Below are 24,761 nucleotides of genomic sequence, written 5' to 3' on the forward strand. Positions count from 1 at the left end.
GGGCCGGGTGGCCCCTCCTCCCCTCGTCGATGGGTGAGGACCCGGGTGACCGGGTAGGCGCGGACCAAGGAGGTGAGTTCGATGTCCGCGTTCTCCGCGTTCGTCCCACTGATCATCATCGCCGTGGTCGTCATCGCCATCTTCCTGGTGCTGGGCATCTTCTACGTGGTTCAACGTCAGGCGGAGAAGGCCGTCCGCTCTCCCGAGTACTGGAACGAGAAGCCGGACGGGCGCACGTATCCGACCGGTTGGGGTGAGGGGCCCACCGTCTCCGGCCCCGCGGAGGGTTACCGGGACCGCCCCCAGGACGCGCCCCAGGATCCGCCACGGGACCCACCGAGTGACGAGCGCTTCCCCAGGGACGAGGGAGAACCCCCCGGGCAGCGACCCACGTGAGGTCGTTCAGACCGCGCGGGCGACGGTGACGATGTTCCGGCTCGGCGCACCGGGTTTTCGGCCGCGCCCCATCATGCACTCCTTTCACACCGCCCCCTGCCACCTCGCTGATTAAGCGAAGCCTTAGGTCGCCGTTGACCGCCGAACACGAAGCGGTGTGCACTGCCTCACACACGATGCGAAGGAGTGCGCATGCAGGTCCCGGCACCGTTCGAATACGAACGCGCGACCAGCGTGGATCACGCGATCGGTCTGTTGGACCGTTTGGGTGAGTCCGCGCGGTTGGTCGCGGGCGGCCACAGTCTGCTGCCGATGATGAAGCTCCGGCTCACCGACCTGGAGTACCTCATCGACATCAACGAGCTCCACGACGAGCTCGGGTACATCCGGGTCGAGGCCGACGAGGTCCGGATCGGGGCGATGACCAGGCACCGGGAACTCCTGGAGTCCACGGAACTGGCGGAGGTCTTCCCCGTCTTCGCCGAGGCCGAGAAGGTCATCGCCGACCCCCTGGTGCGCAACCGCGGCACCCTGGGCGGCTCGCTGTGCCAGGCCGACCCCTCCGAGGACCTGTCCGCCGTGTGCGGGGCCCTGGACGCGGTCTGCGTCATCCGCGGCACCGACGGCGAACGCCTGGTCCCCATGGCCGAGTTCCACGTCGGCCCCTACGAGACGGCCGTCGGCCACGGCGAGATGCTCGTCGAGGTCCGATTCCCCGTCCGGCCCGGCGGGTCCAGCGCGTTCGAGAAGGTCGAGCGTCGCGCCGGCGACTGGGCGGTCGCCGCGGTCGCCGCCGCCGTGTGGCTGGACGGCGGGGTCCTCACCGACGTCCGGCTGGGGCTGACCGCCGTCGGCGCCAACACGGTGGCCGTCGAGGGGATCGCCGAGGCCCTGCGCGGTCGGGCCCCCTCCGAGGAGCTGTACACGCGGGCGGGCGAGGTCGCCGCGGCCTCCTGCGACCCCACCACCGACAGCCGAGGCGGCGCCGAGTACAAGCGCCACCTCGTCAAGGAACTCACCCGACGGACGCTGCGCCGCGCCGTCGCCGGGACCGGAAGGGCCTGAACATGCGCGTCACCATGACCGTCAACGGTGAAGAGGTCAGCAGGGAGATCGAGAGCCGGCTCCTGCTGGTGCACTTCCTGCGCGACCACCTGAGCCTGACCGGCACCCACTGGGGTTGCGACACCAGCAACTGCGGCGCGTGCACGGTGTGGATGGACGACGAACCCGTCAAGTCCTGCACCGTGCTCGCGGCGATGGCCGACGGCCGCAAGGTCCGCACCGTCGAGGGGCTCGCCAAGGGCGCCGAACTCGACCCGGTGCAGCAGGGGTTCATGGAGTGCCACGGCCTGCAGTGCGGGTTCTGCACGCCCGGGATGATGATGACCTCCCGCGCCCTGCTGGACCGCAGCCCCGACCCGTCGGAGGAGGAGATCCGCGAGGCGATCTCCGGTCAGATCTGCCGCTGCACCGGCTACGCCACGATCGTGCGTTCGGTGCGCTGGGCGGCCGAACACGAGGCGAAGGGCTGTCCGGCCCACGGTTCCACGCAGGAGGAGGTCCGATGACCGCGCTGAACGACCACGAGACCGTCGACGACAAGCCCCTCGGCCACGGCCGGATGCTCCGCAAGGAGGACCCCCGGTTCGTGCGCGGGCGCGGACGCTACGTCGACGACGTCCAGCTGACCGGCATGCTGCACCTGGCGATCCTGCGCTCCCCCGTGGCGCACGCCCGGATCGTGTCGGTGGACACCAGCGCCGCCGAGGCACACCCCAAGGTCAAGGCCGTGGTGACCGGCGAGGCGTTGGCGGAGAAGGGCCTGGCGTGGATGCCGACCCTGTCCAACGACGTGCAGGCGGTCCTGGCCACCGACAAGGTGCGCTTCCAGGGCCAGGAGGTCGCGTTCGTGGTGGCCGAGGACCACTACTCCGCGCGTGACGCCCTGGAACTCATCGACGTCGAGTACGACCTGCTCGACCCGGTCGTGAACGCGCGCAACGCCCTGGCCGAGGGTTCCCCGGTCATCCGCGACGACCTGGAGGGCAAGGCCGACAACCACGTCTTCGACTGGGAGACCGGTGACGAGGCCGCCACGGAGGCGGTGTTCGCCAAGGCCGACGTGGTGGTCACCGAGGACATCGTGTACCCGCGCGTGCACCCCTCCCCCATGGAGACCTGCGGCGCCGTCGCCGACTACGACTCGGTGGAGGGCCGGCTGACGCTGTGGTCCACCACCCAGGCGCCGCACGCCCACCGCACCCTGTACGCGATGGTGGCGGGGCTGCCCGAGCACAAGATCCGGGTGATCTCCCCCGACATCGGCGGCGGGTTCGGCAACAAGGTGCCGATCTACCCGGGGTACGTGTGCGCGATCGTGGCGTCGTTGGTGGTCGGCAAGCCGGTCAAGTGGATGGAGGACCGGTCCGAGAACCTCATCAGCACCGGTTTCGCCCGCGACTACATCATGCGAGGGGAGATCGCCGCCACCCATGACGGCCGCATCCTGGGAATCCGCACGAACGTGCTCGCCGACCACGGCGCGTTCAACGCCCAGGCCGCGCCGACCAAGTACCCGGCGGGCTTCTTCGGGGTGTTCACCGGCAGCTACGACATCGAGGCCGCGCACGCCAAGATGACGGCGGTGTACACGAACAAGGCGCCGGGTGGCGTCGCCTACGCGTGTTCCTTCCGGATCACCGAGGCCGTGTACCTGGTCGAACGCCTGGTGGACTGCCTGGCCTACGAGCTGGAGGCCGACCCGGCGGAGCTGCGGTCCCAGAACCTGATCCGGCCGGACCAGTTCCCGTACACCACCAAGACCGGCTGGGTGTACGACTCCGGCGACTACGAGCCCACCCTGCGCGAGGCGATGCGTATCGCCGGCTATGACGAGTTGCGCGCGGAACAGGCCGAGAAGCGCGCCCGGGGCGAGCTGATGGGCATCGGGCTGTCCTTCTTCACCGAGGCCGTCGGCGCCGGTCCGCGCAAGAACATGGACATTCTCGGCCTGGGCATGGCCGATGGCTGTGAACTGCGCGTCCACCCCACCGGCAAGGCCGTGGTGCGGCTGTCGGTGCAGTCCCAGGGCCAGGGCCACGAGACGACGTTCGCGCAGATCGTCGCCGAGGAGATCGGCATCGCGCCCGACGACATCGACGTCGTGCACGGCGACACCGACAACACCCCGTTCGGGCTCGGCACCTACGGCAGTCGGTCCACCCCGGTGTCGGGCGCGGCCGCCGCCATGGTCGCGCGCAAGGTGCGCGACAAGGCGCGGATCATCGCCTCGGGCATGTTGGAGGCCTCGGTCGCCGACCTGGAGTGGACCAAGGGCGCGTTCTCCGTCAAGGGCGACCCGGAGCGTTCGGTCACCATCCAGGAGATCGCGCTGCGCGCCCACGGCGCCGGTGACCTGCCCGACGGGATCGAGGGCGGCCTGGAGGCACAGGTCTGCTACAACCCCGAGAACCTCACCTATCCGCACGGCGCCTACATCTGCGTCGTGGACATCGACCCGGGCACCGCGCAGGTCAAGGTGCGCCGGTTCATCGCGGTCGACGACTGCGGCACCCGCATCAACCCGATGATCATCGAGGGCCAGGTGCACGGTGGTCTGACCGACGGGGTCGGGATGGCGTTGATGGAGATGATCTCCTTCGACGAGGACGGCAACTGCCTGGGCGGCTCCTTCATGGACTACCTGCTGCCCACCGCGATGGAGGTCCCCGATTGGGAGACCGGGTACACGGTGACGCCGTCGCCGCACCACCCGATCGGCGCCAAGGGTGTGGGCGAGTCCGCCACGGTCGGTTCCCCGCCCGCGGTGGTCAACGCGGTGGTGGACGCCCTGAAGCCGTTCGGGGTGCGCCACGCCGACATGCCGCTCACCCCCTCCCGGGTGTGGGACGCCATGAACGGTCGGGCCGAGCCCTCGTTCTGAGGCGTGGGAAGAAGACAGGAAAGGGGGCCACGTGATGGTCGCCGTTGACGTGTCCGGGCGCGGCCGTGAGCTGCTCGCCGGCAGGGTGCCGTTCGTCGAGGCGACCGTGGTGCGGGCGCAGGTGCCCGCCTCGGTTCGACCGGGGGACGGTGCGATCGTCCTCCAGGACGGTTCCATCGAGGGGTTCGTGGGTGGACAGTGCGCCCAGGGTTCGGTGCGCGAGGCCGCCTTGGGCGCGATCCGCGACCGACGCAGTGTGCTGCTGCGGGTGTTGCCGGGTGAGGGTGAGCCCTTCCCGGAGACCCCCGGCGCGCACGTGGTGGTGAACCCGTGCCTGTCCGGGGGCGCGTTGGAGATCTTCCTCCAGCCGCGGCTGCCGGATCCGGTGGTGGGGGTCGTGGGCGACTCCCCCATCGTGTCGGCGCTGCGCGAGATGGCCCCGCCCCTGGGGTTCGTCGTGGAGTCGGGGACCGGTACCGAGGTGGTGGCGGGGGCCACGGCCGTGGTGGTGGCCAGTCACGGCGGTGACGAGGCCGCGGTGATCCGCGCCGCCCTGGACGCCGGGGTGGGCTTCGTGGGGCTGGTGGCCTCACGCAAGCGCGGCGCCGCGGTGCTGGACTCCCTGGAGCCGAGCCACTGCCAACGCGGTCGGGTGCACGCGCCGGTCGGGTTGGACATCGGGGCGAGCACCCCGTCGGAGATCGCGCTGTCGATCCTGGCCCAGCTCGTGCGGGAGGTCCGGGTGAACGGGCTGACCGCCCCGCGGGCTCCGGCCTCCGAGGAGACGACGCGGACCTCGGCCCTGGTCACGGCGGTGGACCCGGTGTGCGGGATGACCGTCACCGTGGGACCCACCACCCCCCACCTGGAGGTCGACGGCCAGGACGTGTGGTTCTGCTGCCCGGGCTGCCGGGACCGCAAAGCGGCGGAGGGCTAGATGCTCGACGCCGAGGATGTCCGGTGGCGGCTGGACTCCCAGGACCATCTGGTGGACGAGGGCACCGCCACCGCCCTGTGGCTGGCGATGACCCTGGGCCGCCCCCTGCTGTTGGAGGGGGAGCCCGGAGTCGGCAAGACCGCCGTGGCCAAGGCCCTCGCCCGAGTCCTGGACACCCCGTTGATCCGATTGCAGTGCTATGAGGGGCTGACCGCCGGTGAGGCCCTCTACGAGTGGAACCACCAGCGGCAACTGCTCGCGGTCCGGCTCGCCGAGTCGCGCGGGGAGCGGTTGGCCGACGACGACCTGTTCACCGAACGGTTCCTATTGGACCGGCCGATCCTGCGGGCGGTCCGCCACCGGGGGTCGGTGCCGCCGGTACTGCTGATCGACGAGGTGGACCGCGCCGACGACGAGTTCGAGGCGCTGCTGTTGGAGTTCCTGGGTGAAGCGTCGGTGACCGTGCCCGAGCTCGGCACCTTCACCGCCGAGCGGGCACCCCTGGTGGTGCTCACCTCCAACCGCAGCCGCGACCTGCACGACGCGTTGCGGCGGCGCTGCCTCTACCACTGGATCACCTACCCCGAGCCCGAGAGGGCCGCGGCCATCCTGCGCCGACGGGTCCCCGGGGCGAACGCCGCCCTGGTGGCGTCCGCGACCGAGTTCGTGGGCCGGGTCCGCGAACTCGAACTGGACAAGGCGCCCGGAATGGCCGAGACCATCGACTGGGTCTCGGCCCTGGGCGCCCTGGGAGTGACCGATCTGGTCTCGGGCGACGTCGTTCGCACCCTGTCCGCACTCGTCAAGACCCCCGACGACCACGAAACCGTGGTCGCGGCACTACCCCCGACCAGGCCCCGAGCGGAGACGACCACATGAGGATCGACAACGAGTTCACCGTCGACGCACCCATCGAACGGGTGTGGCAGCTGTTCACCGACGTGGAGGAGCTCGCTCCGTGCATGCCGGGCGCGCAGCTGACCGGCGTGGAGGACGAGGTCTACTCCGGGAAGGTGAAGGTGAGGGTCGGGCCGGTGGTGGCCGCTTACAAGGGCACGGCCCGGTTCGTGGAACGCGACGACGAGGCGCACCGCGCGGTCGTGGAGGCCTCCGGGCGGGCCGACCGGGGCGCGGGCAACGCCGCGGCGACGGTCACGGTCCGTCTGGCGGAGGCCGACGGGCGCACCGACGTGACCGTCGAGACCGACCTGAAGATCACCGGAAAGCTCGCCCAGTTGGGCGGCGGAATGATCAAGGACGTTTCGGAGCGCCTGTTGGGGCAGTTCGTGGAGAGGGCGGAGGAAAGGCTCGCCGCCCCCGACACCACGGAGGCTGAAGACATGACGGAAGACAAGGACCAGGCCGGCGAGGGAACGGGATCGACCTCGCACATGTCCGGCGGTGCCCACATGTCGGGTGGCGGCCACATGAGCGGGGGCGCGCACATGTCCGGCGGTGACCAGATGGCCGGCAGCGGACCCCTGTCCGACGAGAGGAACGAGAGCGACGGCGGCGCCGAGCCCGCTTCGACCGTTCCGACCGCGCCGACCAAGCGGACCATCGACGGGCCCGAGGCCGAACCGGTGGACCTGATGGCGGTCTCCGGTGGCGGCAGGCTGCTGTGGCCGGCGATCGCCGTGGTGGTGGCGCTTGCGGCGGGATTCCTCATCGGCTATGCCGTCTTCGGCTGAGTCCGCCGCCTCCCCACTGCCGGGGGTGGACCGGGCGGCGTTCGCGATCGCCTTCACCGAGCGTCTGCGCACCCGCGGGGCCCGGGTGGACCTGGACGCCGCGGGCACCTTGGCGCGTGCGCTGGCCGTGCGGCTTCCCGACGACACAGGGGAGCTGTACTGGACGGCCCGGGTGTGCCTGGTGCGGCGGCCGGAGGACCTGGCGCGCTTCGACGCCGTGTTCGCCGAATCCTTCGAGGGAGGGATGTCGGGCACGGAGACCATCCCGGCCCCGTCCTCCCCACGGGTGCGCGACGACTCCCCCGCCACCTCCGACAGCGGCGACGAACCCGAGGGGGAGGCTTCGGGTGGGCTGCCCTGGGCGACCCTGTCGCCCTCGGGGGAATCCGAGGACGAGGAGACCCACGAGCTGCCCGAACTCTCGCCCAGCGACCTGGAGGCCCGGGCCGAGGAACCCTTCGAGCGGCTCTCCGACGCGGAGATCACGCTGTTGGGCGAGTGGCTGGCGACACTGCGACCCGACCCTCCCCGTCGACGCACCCGCAGGCGGGCCCGAGGACGCACCGGGGGGAAGATGTCGCTGCGGGCCACCCTGACGCGGGCCCGGCGCACCGGCTGGGAACCCCTCACCCTGGTGCGCGAACGTCCCGAGAAACGGCCGCGCCGCGTAGTGGTGCTGTGCGACGTCAGCGGGTCCATGCGCGCCCAGGCCGCCGCGCACCTGCATCTGGCGCGCGCCCTCACCTCACTGTTGGAGACCGAGACCTTCGCCTTCGGAACCCGGACCACCCGCCTGACGCCGCTGCTGCGCCGAGGCACCGTGGACGAGGCGGTGGCCAAGGTGACCGAAGCGGTGACGGACCGGTTCGGCGGCACCCGGATCGCCGCGAGCCTGCGGGAACTGCTCGCCTCCCGCCACGGCGCCCTGCTGCGCGGCGCGGTCGTGGTGGTGCTCTCCGACGGATGGGACAGCGATTCACCCGAGGCGATGACGGCGGCCATGACACGACTGCGTCGCCGCGCCCACCGGATCGTGTGGGCCAACCCCAGGGCCGCGGCTCACGGGTTCACCCCGTCCACGGGCGGCATGTCCGCGGCCCTGCCCCACTGCGACGCGCTACTGCCCGCGCACGGCTTCACGGCCCTGCGCGACGTCATCGAAGCGGTGGCCGCCGAAACCGCCACGAGGAGGACAACAGCGAAGGCCGCGTGATCCATGTTCCGGCAGGTACCGCCACTGTAGAGCGAGTTTTTCGGTATGACGAAGAAGGGTACGATCCGTCTCCCTATACGGAGCCGCACCCCATATACGCTCGGCGATCCTGGGACATGCCGATGAGCTACGACGAAGCGTTCATCGCCGCCGACCCGGAAATGAGTCGGCTGTACAGAGAACACGATCTGGATTATTACCAGCAGGGTCATGAGATGTGGAGATACGACCTCACCCTGGGTGGACACGCCTTTTCTCCCCAGGACCCACCCCACCCCAACACTCCACCGGACGAGAAGGGCGGAGAGTGGCTCCTCTTGGCCCAGGCCCAGCACCATTTGGGTTACTTTCCTGAATTCACCATGATCCACTTCTGGTTCATTCAAAAATCCGACCTGAAAGAGGGTGATTTCACAAACGTGAAGGTAGAAACCTTTTCCTCTCCCCCACCCTGACGAGCACGCCTGACCGGAAGGTGCCGGCTCGGCTCAGCCGAGTGTTCCGGTGAGGCGGCTGTGGAAGTGGGTCGAGTTCTCGTCCAGTCCGGTGAAGTGCACGTCGATGCCGTGATCGGCGTACTTGGCCTGCACCGAATCAAGGGCGGCGACCGTCGAGGCGTCCCAGATCTGTGCCGCCGAGAAGTCGACGGTGACCGACTCCGGATCCTCCGCGTAGGAGAACTGTTCGACCAGGTCATTGCTGCTGCCGAAGAACAGGGGACCGTGCACGGTGTAGACGACCGACTCCGCCTCCACGACGCGCTCGACGGTGACCACGTGCGCGACCCGGCGCGCGAACAGCACCATCGCGAGCAGCACGCCCACGCCGACACCGATGGCGAGGTTGTCCGTCGCCACCACGACCGCGACGGTGACGAGCATGACGCTCGTCTCCGAGCGTGGCATCCGCTTGAGTGTCGAGGGCCGCACGCTGTGGAAGTCGATGGTGGAAATGGCCACGACCATCATCACGGCGGCCAGGGCCACCATGGGGATCTGCTCCATGACGTCCGAAAGCACGGTGACCAGGGCCAAGAGCATGACCCCGGCGATGAACGTGGAGATGCGGGTACGGGCGCGGCCGAGCTTCACGTTCACTACGGTCTGGCCGATCATGGCGCAACCGGCGATGCCACCCCAGAAGCCGGCGAGGATGTTCGCGACACCGAGCGCCCACGACTCACGGCCCTTGTCGGACTTGGTGTCGGTGATGTCATCCACGAGTTTGGCCGTGAGCAGGGTCTCCATGAGACCGACGAAGGCGACGCTGAGCACCGTCGGCCCGATGATGCGCAGCGTTTCGAGGTTGAGCGGCACCAGCAGCGGGGTCATTCCGGGCAGCCCACCGCCGACGGCCCCCTGGTCTCCCACGGTCGGAATGGTCATGTGGGCGACCATCGCGATCGAGGTGACGACGATGATCGCCACGAGTGGTGCGGGCACCGCCTTCGTGAGTCGCGGCAGGCCGATCACGATGAGGAGCGTGAGCGCGAACATCGGGTAGACGAGCCACGGAACGCCGATCACGTGCGGCAGCTGGGCGGCGAAGATGAGGATGCCCAAGGCGTTGACGAAGCCGATCATGACCGACCTCGGGATGAAGCGCATGAGCCGGGCCAGGCCGGTGACGCCGAACAGGATCTGCACGAGGCCGGCGAGGATCACTGTCGGCAGCAGGTACTCGGCACCGTGCTCGTGTACGAGCGGCGCGACCACCAGGGCGACGGCGCCGGCGGCCGCCGTGATCATGGCGGGCCGTCCGCCCAGGATCGACATCGACACGGCCAGCACGACGGAGGCCATGAGGCTGACCTTCGGGTCGACGCCCGCGATCACCGAGAACGCGATCACCTCGGGGATGAGCGCGAGGGTCGTCACGATGCCGGCGAGTACTTCGGTGGTGAGAAGGCGCGGTCGACGAAGGACCTGGAAAGCCGTGGGAGATTCGGTCACCGCACAACCCTATGCCAGGACCATGGGCCCTTTTATGTGAGAAGTATCGCCACCGGCGCCATCATCGAGAAATAGGCACGCGATTCAGGAAAATGCCATTTACGCGCACGAGGAAATATCGCCTGTTTCAGTCGGCGCTGCGGCATCCGACGAGTAGGCGGGCCACCATGGTTCGGGCGTCCTCCCCTCCATAACCGGGGCCGAGGACGCACAGGTTCCCGATCGCGCGCATGAGCGTGTACGGGGCGACGTCCGGATCGATCTCGCCCGCCGCGACTCCCGCGTCGATCAGTGATCCGCAGGCCGGGACGAGCTCATCGAGCATGAGGGCATGTAGGCCTTGGAGGCCGGCGTCATCGGACTGTAGCGCCGCGCCCAGCCCGTGCTTGGTCACGAGGAACTCCACGAACGCGTCGACCCAACGCGAGAGCGCCTCGTTCGGGGCGATCGACTCTCCCAGGAGTCGTGGGGCCAGCGCGGCACATTCTTCGATCTGGTGCCGGTACACGGCGATGACCAGTTCCGCCCGGTTCGGAAAGTGACGGTAGACGGTGCCCACTCCGACCCCGGCACGGCCGGCGATGTCACGGATGGGCGCGTTCACCCCTTGCTCCACGAATACGGCCGCCGCGGCCGCCAAGAGGGTCTTGCGGGTGCGTTGCGCTCCCGCCGCTCGCACGCCGATCGGCTCGGTCACTTCTCTCCCCTTGCTCGCGGAACCATGTTCCGCTAAATTGACGGAACAATGTTCCGCCAAGTCTGGCAGGACCGCACCCTCGAAAGAGAGCACTCCTATGCCTATCAACCCGTCCGAACAGCAGCTCATCACGGTCAGGCCCATCATCGTCCCCGCGCCCGACCGAGACATCGAGCTGCGGGTGAAGGTCACCGCACCCGCGACCGGTGAGGACCTTCCCATCATCGTGTTCTCGCACGGCAACGCCTGGTCGATGGATGGCTACGCGCCACTCGTCGACCGCTGGGCGGCGGCGGGTTTCGTCGTCGTGCAGCCGACCCACCTCGATTCCCGTCGACACGGCATCGGGTTCGACGACCCCAGGTTCGGCACCATCTGGCGGACCCGGATCACCGACCTGCACGCCATCATCGATGACCTCGGCGGTGTCCTGGCCCGCGCCGGGGAACTGAACACCCGGGCTCGCCTCGACCGTGTGACCGTCGTCGGGCACTCCTGGGGCGCCCAGACGGTCGGCACCCTGCTCGGTGCCCGCGTGTTCGACTCCGACGGTAACCCCGGAGAGGGCTTCACCCACCCGGGGGTCAAGGCCGGCGTGCTCATCACGGCGACCGGCACCGGAGACACCCTCACCCCGTTCGCCGCCGAGCACCTGCCGTTCATGCGGCCGGACTACTCCACCATGACCGCGCCGGCGCTCGTCATCGCCGGGGACAAGGACCAGTCGGCGATGTCCACCCGGGGGCCGGACTGGTTCACCGACGCTTACAGCCTCTCCCCCGCCCCCAAGAGATTGCTCACCATCACCGACGGCGAGCACACCCTCGGCGGCATCGCCGGAGAGGCGGTCGCCGAGACCACCGACGAGGACCCGGCCCGCGTCGCACTGGTAGCGGACGCCGCCGCCGGCTACCTCCTCGACGCATTGGGCCTCGACCCCGCACCTTGGAAGAAACTCATCGATGACGCTGCCACAGGACACGACGCCTACCAGGTCGAGAGCAAGGAATAGGAAGGAACGGGACGGGAGGGGAAGGAACGGGAGGAGCAGAAGGGAGCACAGAGAGTCTGCCGGTTGACGAACCTCGGCCAGGTGAACGGTCCTGCATCTGAGGTGGGTGAGCCTCGGATTGAGAGTCTTGGGGTTGTTGGGCGTTGTGTGGGTGGTTGGTGGGGCGCCTCGGGTTTCTGGCTCTTGGGGTGGTTGGGCGGGGTGGGGGTGGGTTCTCCCTCCTTCCCCGCCGCGTGATTGTTGCCGCCCGCACCGCACGCGTCAAGGCGATGTCGGGTTCTGTGGCGCTGTGGTGGGTGGCCTTGACCCGTACGGCACGGGCGGCGGTTTGGCGGCTATCGGGGAAGGGGGGAGAGTGGTTGGGGTCCCCAACGGCCCCGGGCTTCGCCCGGTCCGGCCGCAGGCGGCCGGATCCCTTCCCTTCCGCCTGGTGTCCTCGTTGAGCGCGTCGCCACTACGTGACGGGTCCGGTCACGAAGGACCCGCTACAGGCCAGGCACGGGGCCGGGCGCGTCCTCGCGGTGGCCGGCCCTGGTCTTCACAGCGATGATCTTGCTCCTAGCGCCCATTTGGGCGCCCAACATGGCGCTACGAGCAAGATCATCATGGTGGAGAGACAGCACGGGGTTGATGGTGCCGGTGGGCCGGTACCCGGGGCGGGAGCCGGTACCGGGGGTGGAAGTGGTGCCGACACCCCCGATGGGAGCCACTCCGGCCCCGGAATGTGGCTCTGGGCGGGGGTTCGCGGTGTTTCTGCCCCTGGGCATGCCGATATCCCCACAGGGCATGGGGCCCTTGGGGTCTGACACCCAACCGGGGGTGGTCTCGTCGGGGTGGTGTTCCACCTGGCGGAAACGGGTGGTGGAAACGGGGGTTGGTGGTTAGAGGGCGGTGGCTGGGGCTGGCTCGCCTTCCCCATCCCCGGACCCGCTGGTCTCGGTGTCCTGGCGGTTCTGGGCGTGGTGGTGTTCCCAGATCTGCCGGTTCACCTTGGCCTGCAACCGGTGCTTGAGCCTGTTGTGGGTCGAGCACAACACCTGCATGTTGTCGGCGCTGGTGGCCCCGCCGTGGGAGAAGGGGACGATGTGGTCGTACTGCGACCAACTACGCGGCACATCACAACCCTCGTGCCACTCGCAGTAGGGCTTCTTGAACCCCGCCGCCTGGCGCACCGGATCCGGAGCGCACCGCTGCTTGCGCCCCACATCCAACAAGGTGCGGCCCTGTTCGTCGGTCACGAACCGGCGCAACCAGCTGTGGGGGGTCAGGCGGGCCACCATCTGATCAGGGAGGACCACACCATCCTCGGTGGTGGCGGGTTCAGCCGTCCCGTCTCCGAGGAAGCGTGTGAGGGGGACGGTGATGTTCAACGTGGCCAACGGTTGGCGGCTCAGGCTGGAGCAACCCCGGTGGGTCAGGGCGGTCTCGAAGATGCGCATCATCGCGTCATAGGTGCGCTGATGCTTCGCCACGGCGGCGTTATCGGGCCCGTACGGTTCGGTGTAAGCCTGCAGGGCGGCCTGGATCAGCTCGTTGTCGGCCCCCGGCCCCCACATCCGCAACAAAAACCCGGACTCGAACGTGGGCGAGAACTGCGCACCCCGGTTCTCGAACGTTTCATCGTAGTCCCGGTCGGCCTTATCGGGGTCCAGGCGGGCCACGAACCATTTCGCCGCGTCCCGCAGCTGGCGCACCGAAGCCTGCGGGCACTCGGCCTTGAAACCGATCAACCCGAATTCCAACCGGGCCCGAAACCCCTCCGCAGAAGGACGCTGGGCACGGAATTCCTCATCCGCCGTTTCCAGGACCTTCGCCCACTCGGTGGTGGCCTTTTCGGTGGAGGTCGCGATCGCGCACGCTTCACCTAAGGACAGGGCGCTGGTTTGGAAGGCTTCTTCCACCAGGGGCAGCTGTTGCTTGTACAACGCCCGGGCGAGGGTGGCAAGGCTCTTGGCCTCGGCCGGAGAGGTGCCCCACTGGTGGGTGATCCACGCTTGGATGCTGCGCTGGCCGCCCTCTTCCAGCAGGGCGCCGGTGGTCTCCATGCGGGCTAGGGCGGGCAGCATCCCGTAGCGGATGCGGTCTGTTTCCTGGTTGAGCCGGCCGAACTGTGCGAGCACATCGCCCTCGCACCCGAACGGGATATCCCGGCCGGAGAATTCCACCGCCATCTCCCGCGCACCCGCCATCGCTTTATCGACCGGGGTGTTCCCGGTCGGGCGTGGTGCGTGGGGAGGAAAGCTCATACTCTGATTATAAGCGAACACTCCCAAGAATGGCAGGCTTACCGGCGGGTATATTCAACCTATTTTCAGGCCTGTGAATGTGCCTACCATAGATGGGGTGGCCATTCTGGGTTATCCACAACCTCTTCCCCTATGACCGGATCCACCTATCACGGAGATGCTCCTAGCGACTTCGTTGGAGGGGCTCTGAATGGAAACGATCTTGCTCGTAGCGCCATGTTGGGCGCCCAAATGGGCGCTAGGAGCAAGATCATCGCTGTGAAGACCAGGGCCGGCCACCGCGAGGACGCGCCCGGCCCCGTGCCTGGCCTGTAGCGGGTCCTTCGTGACCGGACCCGTCACGTAGTGGCGACGCGCTCAACGAGGACACCAGGCGGAAGGGAAGGGATCCGGCCGCCTGCGGCCGGACCGGGCGAAGCCCGGGGCCGTTGGGGACCCCAACCACTCTCCCCCCCTTCCCCGATAGCCGCCAAACCGCCGCCCGTGCCGTACGGGTCAAGGCCACCAGCCACATCGCTACAGGACTCAACATTGCCTTGACGCGTGCGGTGCGGGCGGCAACAATCACGCGGCGGGGAAGGAGGGAGAACCCACCCCCACCCCGCCCAACAACCCCAAGAACCAGAAACCCGAGGCGCCCCACCCACACACCCGGGCAACGCCCAACAACCCCAAGAACCAGAAACCTGAGGCATCCCACGCCCCACCCCACCCCCACCACACCCACCCACCCCCGGGCAGCACGAAACCGGCGGAACCAGCGGCTCCCCCAAGATCAATGGGATCACGCCCACGCGCTCCACCACCACCCCGAACTCCCCGCCTGTGGATAACCCATCACCGGCAGTAGCCCCTTGCCCGCCCCCGCCCCGCCCTCCTCCCCCTCCTGACCGAGGCCCCGACGGGTTCCTCCTTGCAATGACCACTCCCCTTCAGGGCACGAAGACCGGCGCTGCGGGCAAGAGGCATCCTCATTGGAGGGGCCCGGGACCGGCGTCAGCGCGGGAGAGGGACCCCGGCGGTGAACTCTCCGTGGCTCCACAGGGTCACGTGGGTGGTGGGGCGGAAGCGGCCTCGGTGAACGCCCGAGCCCCGGAGCATGGCCTGGGTGGCGCGGGGGGTGGTGGCGAAGCGGACGAACTCCCCCGCGACTCCTTCGTCCTGGTCGGGCAGGCTGGTGGCGCCCCACACCCCTGAGGTCCGTACCGGTGGGCCACACGGGGTCACCAGTCTTCGGTCCGCCAGGTCGTGGCCGATGGTGAAGCCCAGCGCCAAGCCGATCCCCGAGCCTCGTTTGACCTGTTCCAGGGCGGCGGAGTGGCTGGGGAACACCCGCTGTCGCGATTCCGGGACGCCCATGCGACGGAGCGCGGACGGGACCAGGCCGGTGCGGTCGAGGGCGGAGGGGCCGAGCATCCAGGGGTGTTCGCGCAGGCGCTCGGGGTCGATCCGGCCCTGGGACAGGGGATGGTCGGGGGCCACCACGGTGAGCAGTTGGTACTTGAGCACGCGGCGGGAGATCACGCCACCGGCGGGGAGGCCGGTTTCCGGGGGGATCGGACCGAGTGCGACATCGACGGCGCGCTCTCGCAGTAACTCGACGAACCGGTCCGGGGAGTGCGCGCTCAGTTCGACGTCGAGGTCGTCGGCGCGGCCCACGAACAGCTCGATGAGACCCGGGGCGGCGTGTTCGGCGAACAGGGTGGTGACGGCGATCCGCAACAGGCGGGTGCCGTCGCGAGCGCGGCCGACCTCGCGCAGGATGCGGTCCTGAAGCCCGATGAGTTCGACGGCGCGGCTCGCCAGGCGCAGTCCACCGGGGGTGAGGGTCAGCCCGGAGGAAGTACGGGAGAACAGGCGGTCGTCGAAGAGTTTGCGGAGCTTGCCGATGTGCAGGGACACGGCGGACTCGGAGACGCACAGCTCCTGGGCGGCGCTCTTGACCGAACCGAGGCGGACCACGGTGGAGAACGCTCTGAGCTGGGTCGGGGTCATGGTGAACTCCCGTCGAGGGGGAGTTCTGGGTCGGAACACGCCCAGGGAACGGGGCAGGGCGTCCGGTGCCTGGGGGATGGCATGGCGGCCTTTCGGGCGGAGTTGAGGTCAAGCTAGGTGACACCGGGTTCCCGAACAAGGGACTTACGCCCCGAAAGGGGCGCTCAGTACCAAGAAACCCCGCACCGGAGACAGCCGACCCTCAACTCCGCCCGAGGGGCTTTACTCCTTGGACGCCGTGGCGCCCCACCAGATGTTGATGTCGGAGTCGACCGCCCACCGGTCGATGGCGCGTAGTTCCTCCTCGGTGAACTCGGTGGAGTCCACCGCCTTGAGGTTCTGCTCCAGCTGCTCGACGCTGGACGCGCCGACGAGCGCGGTGGTCACGGTGCGCGGACCCCGGTCGCGCAGCACCCAGGAGATCGCCATCTGCGCCAGGGTCTGCCCCCGTTCGAGGGCGATCGCGTTCAGTCCCCGCACCCGTTCCAGGACCTCGTCGGTGAGCATGTTGTCCCGCCAACTGGGCCGCCCCACCCCGGCTCGGGAGTCCGAGGGCACCGATCCGTCCAGGTACCGGTCGGTCAACAACCCCTGGGCCAGCGGGGAGAACGCCACCACGCCCATCTTCTCGTCCGCGGTGGCCTCCAACAGGCCGTCCTCCACCCAGCGGTTGAGCATGGAGTAGGAGGGCTGGTGCACGACCAACGGCGTGCCGAGGTCGCGCATGATCGCCGCCGCCCTGCGGGTCAGCGAAGGCCCGTAGGAGGAGATCCCCGCGTACATGGCCCGCCCGGACACCACCGCGTGGTGGAGGGCCAGCATGGTCTCCTCCAGCGGGGTGTCCGGGTCGGGTCGGTGGCTGTAGAAGACGTCGACGTAGTCGAGGCCCATCCGCTCAAGGGAGCGGTCCAGCGAGGACAGCAGGTACTTGCGGGAACCGCCCTGCTGGTGCGGTCCGGGACCCATGGTCCAACCGGCCTTGGTGGTGATCACCAACTCTTCCCGGTACGGGCCCAGGTCCCTGGCCAGGATCCGTCCGAGGTTCTCCTCCGCGGAGCCCGGCGGCGGACCGTAGTTGTTGGCCAGGTCCAGGTGGAAGACGCCCAGGTCGAAGGCGCGGCGCAGGATGCGGCGCTGGTTCTCGAAACTCCGGTCGTTGCCGAAGTTCTGCCATAGTCCCAGCGACAGCCGGGGCAGTCGCAGCCCGCTGTCACCGCAGGATCGGTACTCCAGTCTCTCGTACCGGTCCGTGTCCGCCACGTAGGTGTCCAACTCGCGTTCCCCCTCAGCCGTCTCTTCTCAGCGCCGCCGTCACTCGTCGATGGTGAGTTCGCCCATCCGGTCCCAGCCCTCGCCCTCCACGACGCGGCTGACGATCTGCGGGGTCTCTGCCAGCAGCGGCTTCATCGCGGCCAGACCCGAGGCGAAGTGGTCGCTCTTGACGTGGGCCTCGCCCGCGTCGTCCTTGAACGCCTCGACGAGCACGAACTCGTCGTCGCGCTCGACGCTGCGGGACCACTCGAACCACAGGTTGCCGGGCTCGGCGCGGGTGGCCGCGGTGAAGTCGGCGACCGCGTCGAGGAACGTGTCCTTGGCCTCGGGCTTGACCCGGTACTTGACGACGATGAGGATCATCGCGCAACTCCTTACTCTGTGTGCCACGGGGCACGCGGTGATGCCGTGCCCCGTGGAGCCATCCTTTCAGAAGTCACGCGGACGAGGATCTTCAGGCACCGCCGAGGGTGGTGCCCGGGATGCGGGTGGCGCGCCACTCGCCGTCGTCGGACTCGCGCACCTCCAGGGCGCCCGGGTCCTGGTCGGGGTGGTCGAGGGTGACGGTCACGATCTCGGTCTCACCGTCCAGGTCGGTGCCGACGGCGATCTCGCCGATCTCGATGGACTCGCTGTCGGGGAGGCCCTCCGCGTAGTCGGGGAAGGCCGTGACACAGTCCTCGGCGCCTTCACTCTGGGAGACGACCGCGGCCTGGGCGGCCTCGTCGATGAGGGCGCAGGCGGCCTCGGCGTCGTCGGCGTTCAGCGCCGCGACGAACCCTTCGGCGACGATCTGGGCCGCGGCCTCGGTGTCCTCACCGGCGGCGTCGGCCGCCGTGTCGGTGCCGTCGGCGGGGGTCTCCTCCTCACCACCGCAGGCGGACAGCGCGAGGGCCAGGGTCAGGGGCAGGGAGCACAGGAGAAAACGTCGCATGGGGGTGCCTTCCGGAAGCGGGTTCGGTGGACCGGGGGTCGATCCAGGCGCACCATTGTTACCGCATTCTTCCATTCTGTGACCACTCGCACACGAGAACCAGGCAGAACACGGGTGGCGTCGTGGACCGGGTCGAGCGCACCGGGGACGCAGAACATACCGAACGGTCGGGATGTCCCCGTCACACCGGTGCGCGTGCGAGGACACCCCGAACGAGGGTCGGATCAGCCTCTTGGCGCGAGTGCGCGGATGATGTCCGCCGGTGCGTGGGAGGACGGTCCGATCGGCGCGATCACCGGGGTGCTCACCCCGGCCGCCACGTAGGACTCGATCCGCTCACGGCAGTACTCCGCCGGCCCGTGCACGATGAGGTCGTCGACCACGGAGTCGGGGATCGCCGCGAGTGCGCCCTTGCGGTCGCCCTCCTCCCACTCCTTCCACATGGGGTCGAGCTCCTCACGACCCAACCACTCGTGGAACGCCCGGTAGACGGGCACGTTCAGGTAGGCGGCGATGGCCCGACGGCCGATCTCCCGAGCGGTCTCCGGGTCGGTGTCGGGGATGGCGAAGATCCGGGCGACGATCTCCTTGTCCTCGCCGAACTCTCGGACGATCGGCGCGACGGTGCGCACGTCCTCGGACGAGAGCCAGTTGATGATGGCGCCGTCGCCCTCTCGACCGGCCAGACGCAGCATGCCCTGACGAAGCGCGGCGACCAGGATCGGCGGCTGCTCCGAGGGCACGGCGCCGAGGGTGAAGCCCTTGACCTCGAAGGTGTCGTAGGCGGCCTTGATCTTCTGACCGGTGAGCGCCTCGCGCAGGAAACGGACGGTGTCGCGGACCTTCTTGTAGGGCTCCTCGAAGGGGATGGAGTTCCAACGCTGCACGATCACGTTGGAGGAGGTGCCGATCCCCAGCGTGAACCGGCCCGGCGCGGCGGCGGCCAGGGAGGCGGCGCTCATCGCCAGGGTCGCGGGACCCCGGGTGTAGGCGGGCACGATCGCGGTGCCCAGCCGCAGCGTCGGCGCCCACACACTGGCCAGGGCCAGGGGCGTGAACCCGTCGGTTCCGTTGGCCTCGGCCGACCAGGCGTCGGTGTAGCCGAGGTCGGGCAGCTCCTCGAAGAGAGCCCGTTGGTCATGCAGGGGGACTCCCTCGAAGGGGACGGTGATGCCCCAGCGGTAGGTCATGACGGCTCCTGTTCGTTCGGATGTGGCACGACCGTACAACGCGACCCCTACCCCGGAGTAGACCGCGTCCCACCGGCGTGCTCGGCAGGGTGTACGTCCCTCGCGGGGCGTATGTTCGGGGACGGGCCCGTCAGCGGGCCGGCACGAACAACCTCGACGACAAGGAGGCCATCACCGTGGCCACGCCACCCTCCCCCTACGACTTCCTGCCGCAGGTCGCCTCGTTCACCGTCACCAGCGACGACGTGGCGGACGGGCGGACACTGCCCAACGCCCAGGTCAGCGGGATCATGGGCGCCGGGGGCGAGGACGTCTCCCCGCACCTGTCCTGGAGCGGGTTCCCCGAGGGGACGCGGAGCTTCGCCGTCACCTGCTTCGACCCGGACGCCCCCACCGCGAGCGGTTTCTGGCACTGGTCGGTGTGCGACGTCCCGGTCGAGGTGACCGAATTGGCGGCGGACGCCGGCAATGGTTCCGGTCTGCCGGAAGGCGCCGTGACCCTGCGCAACGACGCCGGGAGCAACCGCTACATCGGCGCCGCCCCGCCGCCCGGACACGGGCCGCACCGCTACTTCTTCGTGGTGCACGCCGTCGACGTTCCGAGCCTGGGCATCGACTCCTCCGGCAGCCCCGCCTTCCTCGGCTTCAACCTGTTCTCGCACTCGCTGGGACGCGCGATGATCACCCCGGTCTACGAACAGGGGTGACCCGAAGAACCCGGGACCATCGGGAGGGCGGGGACGCGCGGCGCGTCCCCGCCCTTCGGCCTTCCTCCCGGTGCTCTCGGAGCGCACGCACGAAGGGGACCTCCGGTTCACTCCGCAACCGGTTTCGGCCAAACACGAGCCTTGGACGGTCCCTCCGGTCTAGTCTCGATCCATCCCCCTCCCGCACCACTCCGATCCAAAGGGACGTCTGGAAGGGTCTACAAGCCGGTGGCACAGCAGTCTTCGAGCATCCCGAGGAAACCGACTGTCGTGGTGACGACGGCGGGTTCGGCCCCTACCCCCGGAACCATCCTTCACCTACGCGAACAAGGATTCCGGGTGGTGGCCACCGACATGGATCCCACCGCTCCGGGTCTCTACCTCGCCGACCGCGGTTACCTGGTGCCACCGGGCGACAGCGAGGCCTTCCTCCCCCGCATGCGGGAACTGTGCGCGAAGGAGGGCGCGGTCGCCGTCATCCCCTTGGTGGACGAGGAGCTGGTGCGCGTGGGCGAACTGGCCGAGGACGGGGTCGAGGTGTTGTCGCCCCGCCTGGACTTCGTCGACACCTGCCTGGACAAGTACGTGCTGATGCGACGTCTGGAGGACGCCGCGATCGGTGTTCCCCGCACCTGGGCGGCCTCGGAATGGCCCGTCGACGCCGCCGATCGCTCCCCCGGCGGACTCATCGTCAAGCCGCGCAGTGGACGTGGCAGCCGGGGGGTCATGGTCATCGACTCGGCCCGTGACCTGGCCCGCGCGGTCTCCGAGAGCGGGTACGCCGCCGACGAGTTGATCGTGCAGGAACGGGTCATCGGGCCCGAGTTCACGGTGTCGGTGGTGGTCTGGCGGGACGGCGAGGTGCAGGCGGTGGTGCCCAAGGAGGTCGTACTCAAGCAGGGCGTCACCAAGTACGCGGTGAGTCGGCGCAACGCCGAGGTGACGCGTACCTGCCGGGCGATCCAGACGGAGCTGCGCGCGGACGGTCCGTTCAACGTGCAGTTGTGTCTGGACTCCGAGGGTCGGCCGCGGGTGTTCGAGATCAACCCGCGTTTCTCCTCCACGGCGGCGCTGACCGCGGCGGCCGGGGTCGACGAGATCGCGGGGCTGCTGCGCCAGGCCGTGGCCGGGGGTCCCCGGCTGAGCGACGAGTGGCGGGAGGGGGTGGCCATGGTGCGGCGATGGAGCGACGAGTTCCTCAGCGAGCGGGAGTTCACCTCACACGGCATCTCCCCGGCCCCGCAGACCATCCGGCATGGTGAGGGCTTCGCGCTGCCCGGGGCGGTGGCCACGGGCGACCGGTCCCCGGTGGTACCGGTGCGTGCCCGATGAGCGGCGGGCATCCGCTCTCGGAGGCCGTGGCCGCGACGGTCACCGAGGTCGGTTCCCTCTTGCGGGATCGGCGGGAGGACCCCTCGGTGCGCAGCGGTGCGTGGGAGGGCGACCAGTTCAAGGCCGAGGCCGACGCCATGGCCCACCGGGCGCTCTCCCGGCGACTGACCGCGATCGACCCGCGGATTCCGGTGGTCAGCGAGGAGGACCCGGATTCGTTGTCGGGTCCACGCCCGCCGAGGTACTGGCTGATCGACCCGATCGACGGCACCGCCAGCTACGCGCACGGGTTCGACGGCTACGTCACCCAGGCGGCGCTGATGATCGGTGAGGCCCCCGAGGTCGCGGCCGTGTTCGCCCCCCACCATCGGGTCCTGTACACGGCGGTGCGCGGCCAGGGTGCCCATCGGGACGGGATCGCGCTGCCTCGACTCGCTCCCTCCCCTCCCGGTCAGGGGGTGCTCACCGACAACACCTCCGAGCCGGCGGGTATCGCCCGGCGGGTGTACGACCACTTCGGCTACGGCGAGTACCTGGAGAGCGGCAGCATCTCGCTGAAGCTGTGCCGGATCGCCGAGGGGGTCGCCCACCTGTTCGTCAAGGACGTTCCGGTACGCGATTGGGACGTGGCCGCGCCCGCGCTGATCCTGTCCGAGGTGGGCGGTCACCTGACCCGGCTGGACGGCGCTCCCTTCACCTATCGGGGCGCCTACGAGCACACCGGTCTGGTGGGTGCCGCCGACCCCTCGACCTGCCGCGCCGTGTCCCACTGGCTGCAGCCCTGACCTGCGACGATATCGCCTCCTGGGTGGGGCTGGAAAAGCGTGTTGAATCGACCCCCTTGTGCTCTTTCGTGGCGGGGACACGCCACGTAAGGTGTGGTCACCGACTCGCGCCTATGGGGGTGGGAAGTGGAGACCCAACGTCTGCCGCTGAACCGGATGCGCGCCTCTGACACCGAACGCGACCTCACCATCGACCGTCTGGCGACCGCCTATGCCGAAGGCCGTCTGGACGACGACGAGTACGAGCGCCGTGTGGGCACGGCGCTGGTCGCGGTCCGGGTCGGGGAGCTGCGCTCCCTGACCTCTGACCTACCCGTGCCCGTGGTCCCGGTCCCTCCGCCCCGGTTCCACACCGGGCGCGTCCGCGACCCCCGGCCCGAACCCGCGCACCGGCCACGGCGGCTGCCGTGGGCGGAATGGGGCGAGGAATGGCGCTGGTGGCTGGGCGCCGGAGGGGTACTCACCGGTCTGTGGGGGGCGACCAGTCTGCTGGGCGGCGAACTGATGCTGTACTGGCCGCTGGTCCCCTTGGGTATCTGGGCGGCGGTCCTGCTGGCCTCCACGATCTGGCCGGGTGACACCGAGCCGCCCTGCTGACCCTCGTGCGGAGGGTCAGCCGACGGCGTGCAGCCAGCGAACGGGCGCGCCGTCACCGGCGTAGCGGAAGGGCTCCAGCTCCTCGTCCCATGCCCGGCCGGTGAGTCGGTCGAGTTCCGCGGCCAGGTCGCCGCCGTCGACGGCGGCGGTCTCCATCGCCGCGCGCAGCCGGCCCTCGGGAACGAGGACCTCACCGGCGGCGCTGGTGACGGCGGTGAACACGCCGAGGGTGGGCGTGTAGCTGTAGCGGACGCCGTCACAACCCGGTGACGCGTCCTCGGTCACCTCGAAGCGCAGGCGCTGCCACGCGTTCAAGGCCGAGGCCACCGCCCCGGCGGTCCCCGGTTTCCCCTGCCAGTTCAGCTCGGCACGGTGGTTGCCGGGGGCTGCGGGTTGGGCGACCCAGTCGAGTTTCACGGGTACTCCAACGACACCCGCGACCGCCCACTCGACGTGTGGGCACAGCGCCGCGGGCGCGGAGTGGACGTACAAGACGCCACGTGCGGACACCGAACCTCCTGATACGAACGAGTGCGCTTCCCCGACGCCCTCGTATCACGAGAAGGTTACATACCCGCTGCATGCCTTTTGCCCCATTGTGCCCTATAGGCACTCTGGAAACCATCTCGAACACCGGACTTTTCCAGTGTTCCCCACGTGACCCGAAGACCCAGGGATTACCGTGTGCCACAGGCGACGACAGGGAGTCCGATCATAGTGGGAGACGGGTGTGCCAGACCAGCCGCGCGAGCAGATCCACCGCGGTGATCCCCGCCGCAATAGGCCATATTCGAGCACTTCAGGGGATGTATCCCCCACTTTCGAGCCGGTTCCGGCCACTTCCGGCCCCTCCCCTCGACCCGATGCCGAACTCGTGCTCGCCGCCTGCGCCGGCGACTCCGGCGCCTGGGCGGAGATCGTGGATCGCCACCTGCCCACCGTGAACCGCGTCGCCCGTTCCTACGGATTGCCCCGTCAGGACCGGGAGGACGCGGTGCAGACCGTCTGGCTCAACCTCAACCAGCACCTGCCGCGCTTGCACCACCCCCACCTGCTCAGGGCCTGGCTGATCCGGGTGACCGGCGACGTGTGCGGCCGCCAACGCGACCGGTTGCGGAAGCTGGTGCCGGTCGACCCGCACCGGTTGGTCGCGGAGTCCGGATCCGCCCTCGTCCCCGACGTCGAAGACGTGTACCTGCGCAAGGAACGCCATGCCGAGCTGTACCAGGCCATCGACGCGCTGGGCCCGGCCGACCGGCGGGTCGCCCGGCACTACCTGGACGACTCCCCCGGCGCCGCGCCCCTCTCCCACCGCACCACCGCCAACGAGCGACGGAACCTGCTGCGCCGGTTGCGCCGTTCCCTCGACACCACCGAACCGACGGAAGGCGTGCGTGATCCGTGAAAGACACAGAACCCGGCCGGGGTGCGGCTCTGGCCGCCTTCGACCGTACCCTCGACCGGGCCCGCACGGCCCCCACCATCGTCGACTCCACCCCGGCACTCGTCCCGTCCCGTTCCGAGGCCACCACGACGACGCTGTGCTTCCACCTCGATGACCTGCGGGTCGACCTGCGGCTGCGCGCGCACGGGGATCTGAGTTCACTGTCAGGCCTGGTGATCGGCGACTTCGACCACGTGGAGGTGTGCCTGCGCCGACCCGAGGAACACCTGCGTTTGTTCGTACGGGGCGATGGCGCGTTCCACGCCGACCGGCTCCGCCGAGGCCCCTTGGCCCTGACCATGGAGCGTCCGGACCGACTCCCCGTGGTCACCGACTGGTTCACCATCTGAATAGGGCCGAACCGAAACAGGGTGTGTTCCCCTCTCGATGGCTCGCACTCGGCCACCCTTTATCG

The 24,761-nt window shown here is 69.2% G+C and carries 25 protein-coding genes; 16 read left to right on the forward strand and 9 right to left on the reverse strand.

The features are described from left to right. The first annotated feature begins 81 nt into the window (after nt 1–81). The 9 genes from ACWGKS_RS11140 (at nt 82) to ACWGKS_RS11180 (ending at nt 8,638) form a co-directional block, all read left to right on the forward strand. The gene (locus ACWGKS_RS11140; protein ID WP_358513487.1) at nt 82–396 is read left to right on the forward strand and encodes a hypothetical protein; all 315 of its coding nucleotides are present in this window, start codon (nt 82–84) and stop codon (nt 394–396) included. A gap of 192 nt (nt 397–588) precedes the next feature. Next, nucleotides 589–1,461 carry an FAD binding domain-containing protein gene (locus ACWGKS_RS11145; protein ID WP_358513489.1) on the forward strand — a complete coding sequence of 291 codons (873 nt, stop codon included), beginning with the start codon at nt 589–591 and terminating at the stop codon, nt 1,459–1,461. Between the two features lie 2 nt (nt 1,462–1,463). Beyond that, nucleotides 1,464–1,967 carry a (2Fe-2S)-binding protein gene (locus ACWGKS_RS11150; RefSeq protein ID WP_358513491.1) on the forward strand — a complete coding sequence of 168 codons (504 nt, stop codon included), beginning with the start codon at nt 1,464–1,466 and terminating at the stop codon, nt 1,965–1,967. Then, the gene (locus ACWGKS_RS11155; protein ID WP_358513493.1) at nt 1,964–4,342 is read left to right on the forward strand and encodes an aerobic carbon-monoxide dehydrogenase large subunit; all 2,379 of its coding nucleotides are present in this window, start codon (nt 1,964–1,966) and stop codon (nt 4,340–4,342) included. The genes ACWGKS_RS11150 and ACWGKS_RS11155 overlap by 4 nt, the downstream gene beginning before the upstream one ends. A 34-nt stretch (nt 4,343–4,376) precedes the next feature. Further along, nucleotides 4,377–5,279 carry an XdhC family protein gene (locus tag ACWGKS_RS11160; RefSeq protein WP_358513509.1) on the forward strand — a complete coding sequence of 301 codons (903 nt, stop codon included), beginning with the start codon at nt 4,377–4,379 and terminating at the stop codon, nt 5,277–5,279. After that, nucleotides 5,280–6,158 (forward strand): AAA family ATPase, encoded by an 879-nt coding sequence (locus ACWGKS_RS11165; protein ID WP_358513495.1) that lies wholly within the window; start codon nt 5,280–5,282, stop codon nt 6,156–6,158. Then, nucleotides 6,155–6,970, forward strand: a complete 816-nt coding sequence (locus ACWGKS_RS11170) for an SRPBCC family protein (protein WP_358513497.1) — start codon at nt 6,155–6,157, stop codon at nt 6,968–6,970. The genes ACWGKS_RS11165 and ACWGKS_RS11170 overlap by 4 nt, the downstream gene beginning before the upstream one ends. Further along, nucleotides 6,954–8,183 (forward strand): vWA domain-containing protein, encoded by a 1,230-nt coding sequence (locus tag ACWGKS_RS11175; RefSeq protein ID WP_452522494.1) that lies wholly within the window; start codon nt 6,954–6,956, stop codon nt 8,181–8,183. The genes ACWGKS_RS11170 and ACWGKS_RS11175 overlap by 17 nt, the downstream gene beginning before the upstream one ends. 122 nt (nt 8,184–8,305) lie before the next feature. Next, a complete protein-coding gene (locus ACWGKS_RS11180; protein WP_452455540.1) occupies nt 8,306–8,638 on the forward strand; it encodes a hypothetical protein in 333 nt (110 codons plus the stop codon). A 33-nt stretch (nt 8,639–8,671) separates the two neighbouring features. Here ACWGKS_RS11180 and ACWGKS_RS11185 read toward each other — a convergent pair whose 3' ends face one another. Both ACWGKS_RS11185 and ACWGKS_RS11190 read right to left on the reverse strand, forming a co-directional pair. Further along, a complete protein-coding gene (locus tag ACWGKS_RS11185) occupies nt 8,672–10,135 on the reverse strand; it encodes a SulP family inorganic anion transporter (RefSeq protein ID WP_358513503.1) in 1,464 nt (487 codons plus the stop codon). Between the two features lie 127 nt (nt 10,136–10,262). Beyond that, complete coding sequence (locus ACWGKS_RS11190; RefSeq protein WP_358513505.1) at nt 10,263–10,832, reverse strand: TetR/AcrR family transcriptional regulator; 570 nt, start codon at nt 10,830–10,832, stop codon at nt 10,263–10,265. Nucleotides 10,833–10,929: 97 nt separating this feature from the next. Here ACWGKS_RS11190 and ACWGKS_RS11195 point away from each other — a divergent pair, with 97 nt between their 5' ends. After that, nucleotides 10,930–11,844 carry an alpha/beta hydrolase family protein gene (locus ACWGKS_RS11195; protein WP_358513507.1) on the forward strand — a complete coding sequence of 305 codons (915 nt, stop codon included), beginning with the start codon at nt 10,930–10,932 and terminating at the stop codon, nt 11,842–11,844. An 881-nt stretch (nt 11,845–12,725) separates the two neighbouring features. Here the strand turns inward: ACWGKS_RS11195 and ACWGKS_RS11200 are convergent. From ACWGKS_RS11200 to ACWGKS_RS11225, 6 genes are all read right to left on the reverse strand, one after another. Then, nucleotides 12,726–14,090, reverse strand: a complete 1,365-nt coding sequence (locus ACWGKS_RS11200) for a DUF222 domain-containing protein (protein WP_452522497.1) — start codon at nt 14,088–14,090, stop codon at nt 12,726–12,728. A 996-nt stretch (nt 14,091–15,086) separates the two neighbouring features. After that, the gene (locus tag ACWGKS_RS11205; RefSeq protein WP_358514302.1) at nt 15,087–16,085 is read right to left on the reverse strand and encodes a LysR family transcriptional regulator; all 999 of its coding nucleotides are present in this window, start codon (nt 16,083–16,085) and stop codon (nt 15,087–15,089) included. A gap of 222 nt (nt 16,086–16,307) precedes the next feature. Further along, nucleotides 16,308–17,357 carry an aldo/keto reductase gene (locus ACWGKS_RS11210; RefSeq protein ID WP_358514300.1) on the reverse strand — a complete coding sequence of 350 codons (1,050 nt, stop codon included), beginning with the start codon at nt 17,355–17,357 and terminating at the stop codon, nt 16,308–16,310. A 39-nt stretch (nt 17,358–17,396) separates the two neighbouring features. Further along, complete coding sequence (locus ACWGKS_RS11215; RefSeq protein ID WP_067603340.1) at nt 17,397–17,720, reverse strand: putative quinol monooxygenase; 324 nt, start codon at nt 17,718–17,720, stop codon at nt 17,397–17,399. 91 nt (nt 17,721–17,811) lie between these two features. Further along, complete coding sequence (locus ACWGKS_RS11220; RefSeq protein ID WP_358514298.1) at nt 17,812–18,291, reverse strand: lumazine-binding domain protein; 480 nt, start codon at nt 18,289–18,291, stop codon at nt 17,812–17,814. Between the two features lie 224 nt (nt 18,292–18,515). Then, nucleotides 18,516–19,481 carry an LLM class F420-dependent oxidoreductase gene (locus ACWGKS_RS11225; RefSeq protein WP_358514296.1) on the reverse strand — a complete coding sequence of 322 codons (966 nt, stop codon included), beginning with the start codon at nt 19,479–19,481 and terminating at the stop codon, nt 18,516–18,518. A 176-nt stretch (nt 19,482–19,657) separates the two neighbouring features. Between ACWGKS_RS11225 and ACWGKS_RS11230 the strand changes: the two genes are divergently transcribed. The 4 genes from ACWGKS_RS11230 to ACWGKS_RS11245 all read left to right on the forward strand — a co-directional run bounded on the left by ACWGKS_RS11230 (nt 19,658) and on the right by ACWGKS_RS11245 (nt 22,902). Then, entirely contained in the window at nt 19,658–20,188 is a 531-nt protein-coding gene (locus ACWGKS_RS11230) for a YbhB/YbcL family Raf kinase inhibitor-like protein (protein WP_358514294.1), read from the forward strand. A 270-nt stretch (nt 20,189–20,458) separates the two neighbouring features. Further along, on the forward strand, nt 20,459–21,520 hold the full coding sequence (locus ACWGKS_RS11235; protein WP_358514292.1) for an ATP-grasp domain-containing protein: 1,062 nt from the start codon (nt 20,459–20,461) through the stop codon (nt 21,518–21,520). Then, nucleotides 21,517–22,305 carry a 3'(2'),5'-bisphosphate nucleotidase CysQ family protein gene (locus ACWGKS_RS11240; RefSeq protein ID WP_358514290.1) on the forward strand — a complete coding sequence of 263 codons (789 nt, stop codon included), beginning with the start codon at nt 21,517–21,519 and terminating at the stop codon, nt 22,303–22,305. Before ACWGKS_RS11235 ends, ACWGKS_RS11240 begins: the two co-directional genes overlap by 4 nt. 126 nt (nt 22,306–22,431) lie before the next feature. Continuing rightward, a complete protein-coding gene (locus ACWGKS_RS11245) occupies nt 22,432–22,902 on the forward strand; it encodes a DUF1707 SHOCT-like domain-containing protein (protein ID WP_358514288.1) in 471 nt (156 codons plus the stop codon). Between the two features lie 15 nt (nt 22,903–22,917). On the opposite strand, the gene ACWGKS_RS11250 is transcribed toward ACWGKS_RS11245, so the two are convergent. Continuing rightward, nucleotides 22,918–23,412, reverse strand: coding sequence for a DUF3145 domain-containing protein (locus tag ACWGKS_RS11250; RefSeq protein ID WP_304078734.1), 495 nt, complete (start codon nt 23,410–23,412; stop codon nt 22,918–22,920). A 364-nt stretch (nt 23,413–23,776) separates the two neighbouring features. Here ACWGKS_RS11250 and ACWGKS_RS11255 point away from each other — a divergent pair, with 364 nt between their 5' ends. Together ACWGKS_RS11255 and ACWGKS_RS11260 are read left to right on the forward strand one after the other, a co-directional pair. After that, on the forward strand, nt 23,777–24,307 hold the full coding sequence (locus ACWGKS_RS11255) for an RNA polymerase sigma factor (protein ID WP_358514285.1): 531 nt from the start codon (nt 23,777–23,779) through the stop codon (nt 24,305–24,307). Beyond that, entirely contained in the window at nt 24,304–24,696 is a 393-nt protein-coding gene (locus ACWGKS_RS11260) for a carboxypeptidase regulatory-like domain-containing protein (RefSeq protein ID WP_358514283.1), read from the forward strand. Before ACWGKS_RS11255 ends, ACWGKS_RS11260 begins: the two co-directional genes overlap by 4 nt. Nucleotides 24,697–24,761: the final 65 nt, after the last annotated feature.

The organism is Nocardiopsis sp. NPDC055879, from assembly GCF_053615935.1.